This window comes from Weizmannia sp. CD-2023 (assembly GCF_036225245.1).
GTDB classification, from domain to species: Bacteria; Bacillota; Bacilli; order Bacillales; family Bacillaceae_C; genus Weizmannia; species Weizmannia faecalis.
This window is the reverse complement of record NZ_JARTJQ010000087.1, coordinates 58,938-66,085: the sequence shown is the minus strand read 5'-3', so window position 1 is coordinate 66,085 and position 7,148 is coordinate 58,938. Positions and strand designations below refer to the sequence as shown.

General features: G+C 46.5%; 6 protein-coding genes. 4 read left to right on the top strand and 2 right to left on the bottom strand.

The genetic code is table 11. The features are described 5' to 3' along the window. Nucleotides 1-521: 521 nt before the first annotated feature. Nucleotides 522-1,016 (bottom strand): spore coat protein, encoded by a 495-nt coding sequence (locus P9687_RS13600; RefSeq protein ID WP_014096324.1) that lies wholly within the window; start codon nucleotides 1,014-1,016, stop codon nucleotides 522-524. Between the two features lie 149 nt (nucleotides 1,017-1,165). On the opposite strand from P9687_RS13600, the gene P9687_RS13595 reads away from it, so the two are divergent. The 4 genes from P9687_RS13595 to P9687_RS13580 all read left to right on the top strand — a co-directional run bounded on the left by P9687_RS13595 (nucleotide 1,166) and on the right by P9687_RS13580 (nucleotide 5,248). After that, complete coding sequence (locus P9687_RS13595) at nucleotides 1,166-2,098, top strand: aldo/keto reductase (RefSeq protein ID WP_035182649.1); 933 nt, start codon at nucleotides 1,166-1,168, stop codon at nucleotides 2,096-2,098. A gap of 89 nt (nucleotides 2,099-2,187) precedes the next feature. Further along, entirely contained in the window at nucleotides 2,188-2,754 is a 567-nt protein-coding gene (locus tag P9687_RS13590) for a nitroreductase family protein (RefSeq protein ID WP_017550896.1), read from the top strand. 229 nt (nucleotides 2,755-2,983) lie between these two features. Continuing rightward, complete coding sequence (locus P9687_RS13585) at nucleotides 2,984-4,351, top strand: amino acid permease (RefSeq protein ID WP_035189135.1); 1,368 nt, start codon at nucleotides 2,984-2,986, stop codon at nucleotides 4,349-4,351. Between the two features lie 528 nt (nucleotides 4,352-4,879). Next, a complete protein-coding gene (locus P9687_RS13580) occupies nucleotides 4,880-5,248 on the top strand; it encodes a hypothetical protein (protein ID WP_041817942.1) in 369 nt (122 codons plus the stop codon). An 88-nt stretch (nucleotides 5,249-5,336) separates the two neighbouring features. Here P9687_RS13580 and P9687_RS13575 read toward each other — a convergent pair whose 3' ends face one another. After that, the gene (locus P9687_RS13575; protein WP_017550894.1) at nucleotides 5,337-6,830 is read right to left on the bottom strand and encodes a peptide MFS transporter; all 1,494 of its coding nucleotides are present in this window, start codon (nucleotides 6,828-6,830) and stop codon (nucleotides 5,337-5,339) included. Nucleotides 6,831-7,148: the final 318 nt, after the last annotated feature.

Genomic DNA, 7,148 nt, shown 5'->3' with positions numbered 1-7,148 from the left:
GTCATATTCAAGCATGGCTGTCTATCCTGAAAATTTGCGACGGGATTTTCATTCTTCCGCTGGTGCTAAATTTTTTGCGGCACTGGCGTCTGCCCTGAAAATAGGCACCGGCTGATTTCCGTCTTCCGCTGGTGCTGCATTCATTGCGGCATGGAGCCTATCTCGCTGATGACTTTCATTCTGCGGCTGGAGTCATATTCAAGCATGGCTGTCTATCCTGAAAATTTGCGACGGGATTTTCATTCTTCCGCTGGTGCCAAATTCTTTGCGGCATTGGCGTCTGCCCTGAAAATAGGCACCGGCTGGTTTCCGTCTTCCGCTGGTGCTGCATTCATTGCGGCATGGAGCCTATCTCGCTGATGACTTTCATTCTGCGGCTGGAGTCATATTCAAGCATGGCTGTCTACCTAGAAAATAGGCACCGGCTGATTTCCGTCTTCCACTGGTGCTGCATTTATTGCAGCATGTGTGCCGGGTCACTCGCTAGTGCCGCATTTAATGCAGCACGGGCGCCGGATTCTTCACTCTTCTTCCCGCATTTGCAGCGCCCGGTTGGCGTTCCGGACATCGTTGTTCAGCAATTGACTTAAGTTGTAGGCCTGGTACATACCGTGTTCATGCATATAGTTGAATACGCGCGCATGCCAGTCGATCGCGCTGTTCAAATGGCGGACAAGCACGGTGCGCAATGCCGGCGTGGCTGTTTCTGTAATGGCAGTCGCATAATTTCGTACAGCCGTTTTGGAAGCGGTCAGCAGTTCACCGGCCTGAAAACCGGGATTGGTTTGCCGCTCCTCGTTTTCTTCTATTTCCTCTTCCCGCGGCGCCTGCGGATAAAACTGCAGAAGGTCGCGAATATTTTTTTCAAGTGCCCGGATCGAAAACGTATACAGTTCCCGGAGCCCTGCATCGGACACATTTCTTACGACTGATTTAAACCGGATCAAACAAATCGTCTGGGATGCAACCAGCTCATGAATTTCCAATGTTTCATGCCAAGCTAACGTTCTTGCCACAATAACCCCTCCTTTTTCTCTCACACATTCCCATTTGTATGCAAACAGCTCGCACATGTGCCTGTTTGACCGGAAACCGAAATATTTTTACATTTCTTTTTGATTTGCTATGATAAGGATTGAAATCTGAAGAGAAAGGCGGAGGTAAGATGGAAAAACAAAGAAGACTCGGCAAATCGGATTTGTATGTCAACCCGGTCGGCCTCGGCACAAATGCGGTCGGCGGACATAATATTCACCCGAATCTCAATGATGAAACCGGGAAAGAAGTTGTGCGCACGGCAATTGACCACGGCATCAATTTTCTTGACACTGCGTTTATTTACGGGCCAAAACGTTCGGAAGAGTTGATCGGCGAGGTGCTAAAAGAACACGGCGGCCGTGACAAGGTCGTGCTTGCCACAAAAGGTGCACATAAATTTGTCGATGGAAAAGTGGTGTTCGACAACTCCCCTGCATTTTTAAAAGAAGCGGTCGAAAGCAGCCTGAAACGCCTGCAAACCGATTATATTGATTTGTTTTATATCCATTTCCCGGATGACCATACTCCGAAAGACGAAGCAGTCGGCGCCTTAAAAGAACTGAAAGATGAAGGGAAAATCCGTGCAATCGGTGTTTCCAATTTTTCCATTGAACAATTGAAAGAGGCAAACAAAGACGGATATGTCGATGTGCTGCAGTCGGAGTACAATTTATTCAAACGCGAGGCTGAAAAAGACTTACTTCCGTACACAGCGGAAAACGGTATTTCGTTTATCCCGTATTTTCCGCTCGCATCCGGGCTGCTCGCCGGCAAATATACAAAAGATACCAAATTTGAAGGCGGCCGTGCGAAAAATCCGCTTTACCAAGGGGAAACCTATCTCCGTAATTTGGAAAAGGTTGAAAAGCTCCGCCCGATTGCGAAAGAAAAAGGCGTGGATGTCGCACATGTTGTCCTTGCTTGGTATCTCTCCCAGCCTTCCATTGATGCTGTCATTCCGGGTGCCAAACGGCCGGAGCAGGTGATTGACAATCTGAAAACATTGGAAGTCAGCTTGACGGAAGCGGATGTGCAAAAGATCAGCGCCATTTTTCAATAATGTATTTCCACGGTGGAAAAATGTTTTTTGTTGATTGACGCATTTTCCTGTCTTATACTTAAATTAGTATGGCTAAAGGAGTTGGGAAAATGGGTGTCATGGATCTGATCAAATCGCGCCGTTCCATCGGCGTGACAGACGATAAAGAGGTACCAGATGATGTGATTGGAACATTGCTTGAAGCTGCCACATGGGCACCGAACCATAAGAAAACAGAACCGTGGAAATTCCGCGTGTTTAAAGGAGAAGGGCGTGTCAAACTCGGAGAGGAAATGGCCCGGATTGCAGCCCAGAAAGCGGAAGGCCTGAGTGAAGAAGAAGCGGCGAAAAAGATTGAAAAAGCGCGCAAAGGGCCGCTGCGAGCGCCGGTGGTTATTGCGGTTGCCGTCAGCCCTTCCGGCATTGTTCCGGAAATTGAGGAAATCGTTGCGACTGGTTGTGCGATCCAAAACCTGCTGCTTACGGCAACCGAGCTCGGTTTGGCTACAATCGTGAGGACCGGTGACATTGCGCATGAACCAGAATTGAAAAACTATCTGAACCTCGAACCAGCAGATAAAATTGCCGGGCTCATCTATGTCGGCTATCCGAAAAGAGAATTGGACATCAAAGCGCAACGGACACCAGCAGAAGAAAAAACGCAATGGTTTGCTTAAACCCAGGCTTACCGGCTCTTTTCATGGGCCGGTTCGCTTCTGCATGTTAAATTTTCTCAAAAATGGGAAGTTTTAGCCCGGCATTTTTGTAAGCGTAAACAAAAATGCCGCCTCACAATACCCGGACACGACCGGGGAGAGCCGTGCACATACGGTTTGCTTTTTACCCGCAACAAATAAGAAGATTGTGATATAATCAAATTTATACATAGATAAGGAGTTGATCGGTATGGATCAAAGCCCGAATGGACAAGAACTGAGTCGCGGGCTGAAAAACCGCCATATTCAATTGATTGCGATCGGGGGCGCAATTGGAACGGGGCTTTTCCTTGGTTCCGGAAAATCGATACACTTTGCCGGCCCGTCTATTATGCTCGTATACTTCGTAATCGGCTTGGCCCTTTTCTTTATGATGCGGGCACTCGGCGAACTGCTGATGTACAAGCCGATTACCGGATCGTTTACCCATTTTGCTGAAACATTTATCGGACCGTGGGCAGGCTTTATTACCGGCTGGACCTATTGGTTTTGCTGGATTGTAACCGGCATTGCCGAAATTACCGCAGTCGGCATGTATGTTCAATTTTGGGTACCCGAACTGCCGCAGTGGATTCCTGCTTTGATTTGCGTTGCTGTTTTGTTCCTCATCAATATTGCGACAGTCAAAGCATTCGGGGAAATGGAATTTTGGTTTGCTATTATTAAAGTTGTCACCATTATTGCCCTGATTGTTATCGGCATTCTCCTCGTGTTCGCTGGTTTTCAAAGCAATGGGGGGCACGCCTCTTTTACAAACCTGTGGCAGCACGGCGGCTTTTTCCCGAATGGCTCAAAAGGGTTTTTGCTAGCGTTTGAAATGGCCGTCTTTTCATTTGTCGGGATTGAACTGGTCGGCGTAACAGCCGGGGAAGCAGAGGATCCATCAAAGACGCTGCCAAAAGCGATCAACCAGATTCCGCTGCGGATTTTACTGTTTTATGTCGGCGCTTTGTTTGTCATCATGTCGATTTATCCTTGGAACCGGCTGAATCCGGATGCGAGCCCGTTTGTCCGGGTATTTGCTGATATCGGTCTGCCGGCTGCAGCAGGTATCATCAATTTTGTGGTGCTCACTTCGGCGGCTTCCTCGTGCAACAGCGGCATTTTCAGTACAAGCCGTATGCTGTATTCTCTTGCAGAAGATGGAAAAGCACCGAAAATATTTAAAAAGTTAAACAAGCGGAATGTCCCGGCACCTGCTTTGCTTGGTTCAACGATCATGCTGTTAATCGGCGTTGTGCTGAATTATTTTATGAAGAGCACACAAGTCTTTACGCTTGTCACAAGCATTTCATCCATCTGTTTTGTCTGGGTGTGGGGCGTCATTATGGTTGCCCACTTGCGTTTCCGGAAGAATATGCCGGAAGAAGCGGCCAAAATCTCTTTTAAATTGCCGTTTGCCCCGGTCATCAACTGGATTGTACTCTTGTTCTTTGTTTTTGTCCTCGTGGTTCTCGGGATAGCAAAAGATACGCGTGTTGCCTTATTTGTGACACCGGTATGGTTCATCCTGCTTGTCATCGCTTACGGCCTGACACGAAAGAAGAAAAGCATTTAACAAAAACCCGTTTGGAAAGAGGATTTCCAAACGGGTTTTTCTCTTTTATATAGGGTCAACAACCTGTGTCTTAAAATATAGAAGACTTCATCTTTGAAAATACGATTCTGTCTTCTCTATACCTTGAATCAGCTTTCAAGTGCAAGCTTTTCTCTGGACTTTCTAAAAAAACCATTTAAATTTTTGCCAAAACTGTCAGCATCCTTGCCAAATCTAGGAATTTTGCGTGTTCAGCAAGCCCTACGTTAAGGAGGCGTGGAAAAATGAAGGCCTTTCTTCACCTAGAGGGCGTCTACGTTAAGGAAGCGCGGAAAAACGAAGGCCTTCCTTAACCTAGAGCGCGCCTATGTTAAGGAAGCGTGAAAAAAAGAGGCTCTTCCTTAACCTAGAGGGCGTTTATGTTAAGAAAGCGTGCAAAAATGAAGTCTTTTCTTTACATAGGGCCCGTCTACGTTAAGGGAAGATGACTATGATGCAGCCGAGGAACTTGTATCCCAGCAAGATGATCTTAAAACGCAACTCGATACTTTGAACAAACAGGTCGATGTTGCACAAGCTGACTTGAAAAATGCAAAATCAGAATTAAAATCCACTCAAAGCAAAGTGGATGCCAAGAAAAAGGACCTTGCTTCATTGACAGGACAGGTGCAGAAAGCGAAAAGTGCACCAAAGACGCTGGCAGCCGGCAGATATGAAGTTGGCAAAGACATCCCGGAAGGAAGGTATAAAGCCACGCCGGTTGGTGAAGGATCGAACTTCGTCACTTTTGACGGAGAAGGTGTACCAGATGTGAATACGATTCTTGGCGTAAATGGCGAAGCTTCCTATACGTTTATGGTGTATGACGGCTACACCGTCCAGACAGAAGCAACGGTTAAGCTTACCCCAATCGATTAGTATCCACTCCAATTGTTACACGGCACATACCAGCAAATCCATTAAAAAAACCGGGGATCAATGCCCCGGTTTTTCATCACTTCATCTATTATTTTATCCCTCTCATCAGCCGTTTGATAACCGGTGCGTAGAGGAGCAGGAATATGCCCAAAATGACCGAAACAAGGCCGACGCCGCCGAAGTAGATCACTTCATGGTTGGCGCTGTACAGTTTGACAAGCTGGGCGTTCAACGTTTGGGCCGCAGCATCAGACAAGTTCCAGAGGCTGAGCATTTGCGCCGAGAATGCGGCTGGCGCCAGCTTTGTCGATACACTCAAACCAACCGGTGACAAGCAAAGTTCCCCGATCACGACAAGGAAGTAGCTCAATACAAGCCAGAGCGGGCTCACGAGCGACGAAGAGCCGTTAAAGTAAGCCGGGGCCATCATGACCATATAGGACAAACCAGCAAGGATAAGCCCAAACGAAAATTTAACCGGTGTAGACGGCTGCCTGTCTCCCAGCTTCACCCAAAGCGAAGCCAAAACCGGCGCAAAGACGACGATAAACAGCGGATTCAATGTCTGAAACCAGGACGGTAAAATATGAATGCCGGCAAAATTCAGCTGTGTCCGCTTGTCCGCATAGACGGCGAGCAAACTCGCGCCTTGTTCTTCAATCGCCCAGAAGACGATGGAAGCAATAAATAAAGGAATATAAGCCAAAATGCGTGAGCGTTCGTCTTTCGATGTTTTTTTGCTAAAGTACATCATAAAGAAGTACCAGGCAGGAATCAAAAATCCTAAAATGCTGACGATGGTAATAAAGCTGTTCAGATTTAAAATCCGTGTCGGAATGGTAATCGCCAGCAAAATAATCAGGACGACAGCTCCTACGCCGATTTTGGTGAAAGTCGATCTTCTTTCTTCCGGCTTCAACGGGTTGTGCACAACAGAGCCGGCAAGCCCAAGATTTTTCTTCCTGGACATGGTGAATGCGATCAAACCGAAAAACATTCCGATCGCTGCAATACTGAAGCCGAGATGGTAATTGTACCCCTGACCGATTGTTCCGACAATGAGCGGCGCAATGAAGGCCCCGAGGTTAACCGCCATGTAGTAAATGCTGAAACCGGAATCGCGCCGCAAGTCTTTTTCATCATACAATTCCCCGACGGTTGAAGCGGCATTTGGTTTTAACAAGCCTGTCCCAAGCACAATCAGCACCATGGAAACGATCAGCGCCGGGAACCCTCCCGGAAAGGACAACGCAATATGCCCGAGCATAATCAGCACTCCGCCGTAAAAAACGGTTTTGGCGGAACCGAGCAGACGGTCTGAAATCCAGCCGCCGATAATCCCCGACATATAAACAAGCGCGCCGTAAATCGAAGCAATCGATGCGGCTGTTGTCGGGTCCAATCCCAACCCGCCGTTTGACAGGCGGTCATACATGTAGTAAATCAGAATCCCTTTCATCCCGTAGTAAGAGAATCTCTCCCAAAACTCTAGGAAAAATAAAGTCGACAACCCTTTTGGATGACCAAAAAATCCGGTCTGTGGAACAGTTTCCAGAACTTTTTTCTTGTCGATTGTTGACATGCCATTGCCTCCTTGTAAAAATCACATATTGGCATAATTTGTGAAATTAACTGAAAAATAAGTGCTGGTTTTTTCGGGGAATGAATGCGATAGATAAAATATTAACGTAAAATGAGAAAAAAATAAAGATTAATTTTTTGGCAAATTTGTGTGCGTCATTGTTAAAAAAGGCTGGAATCCGCATGAAATAAAGGATTCTGAGCTAGGAAAATATTTAAAATGAATTTTTTTCCTAGATAAAGGAAACGTTTTCATAAATTAAAATAAAGGTAAATTTCATATAATTTATGTTAAAAGTAAGTTTCTGATGAAAGTAAA

What these genes read in the sequence shown, in the direction of transcription:
- P9687_RS13595 (WP_035182649.1), top strand. Translation starts at nt 1,166, where the DNA reads ATGGAAAAACAAAGAAGACTCGGCAAATCGGATTTGTATGTCAACCCG.
- P9687_RS13590 (WP_017550896.1), top strand. Translation starts at nt 2,188, where the DNA reads ATGGGTGTCATGGATCTGATCAAATCGCGCCGTTCCATCGGCGTGACA.
- P9687_RS13585 (WP_035189135.1), top strand. Translation starts at nt 2,984, where the DNA reads ATGGATCAAAGCCCGAATGGACAAGAACTGAGTCGCGGGCTGAAAAAC.
- P9687_RS13575 (WP_017550894.1), bottom strand. Translation starts at nt 6,830, where the DNA reads ATGTCAACAATCGACAAGAAAAAAGTTCTGGAAACTGTTCCACAGACC.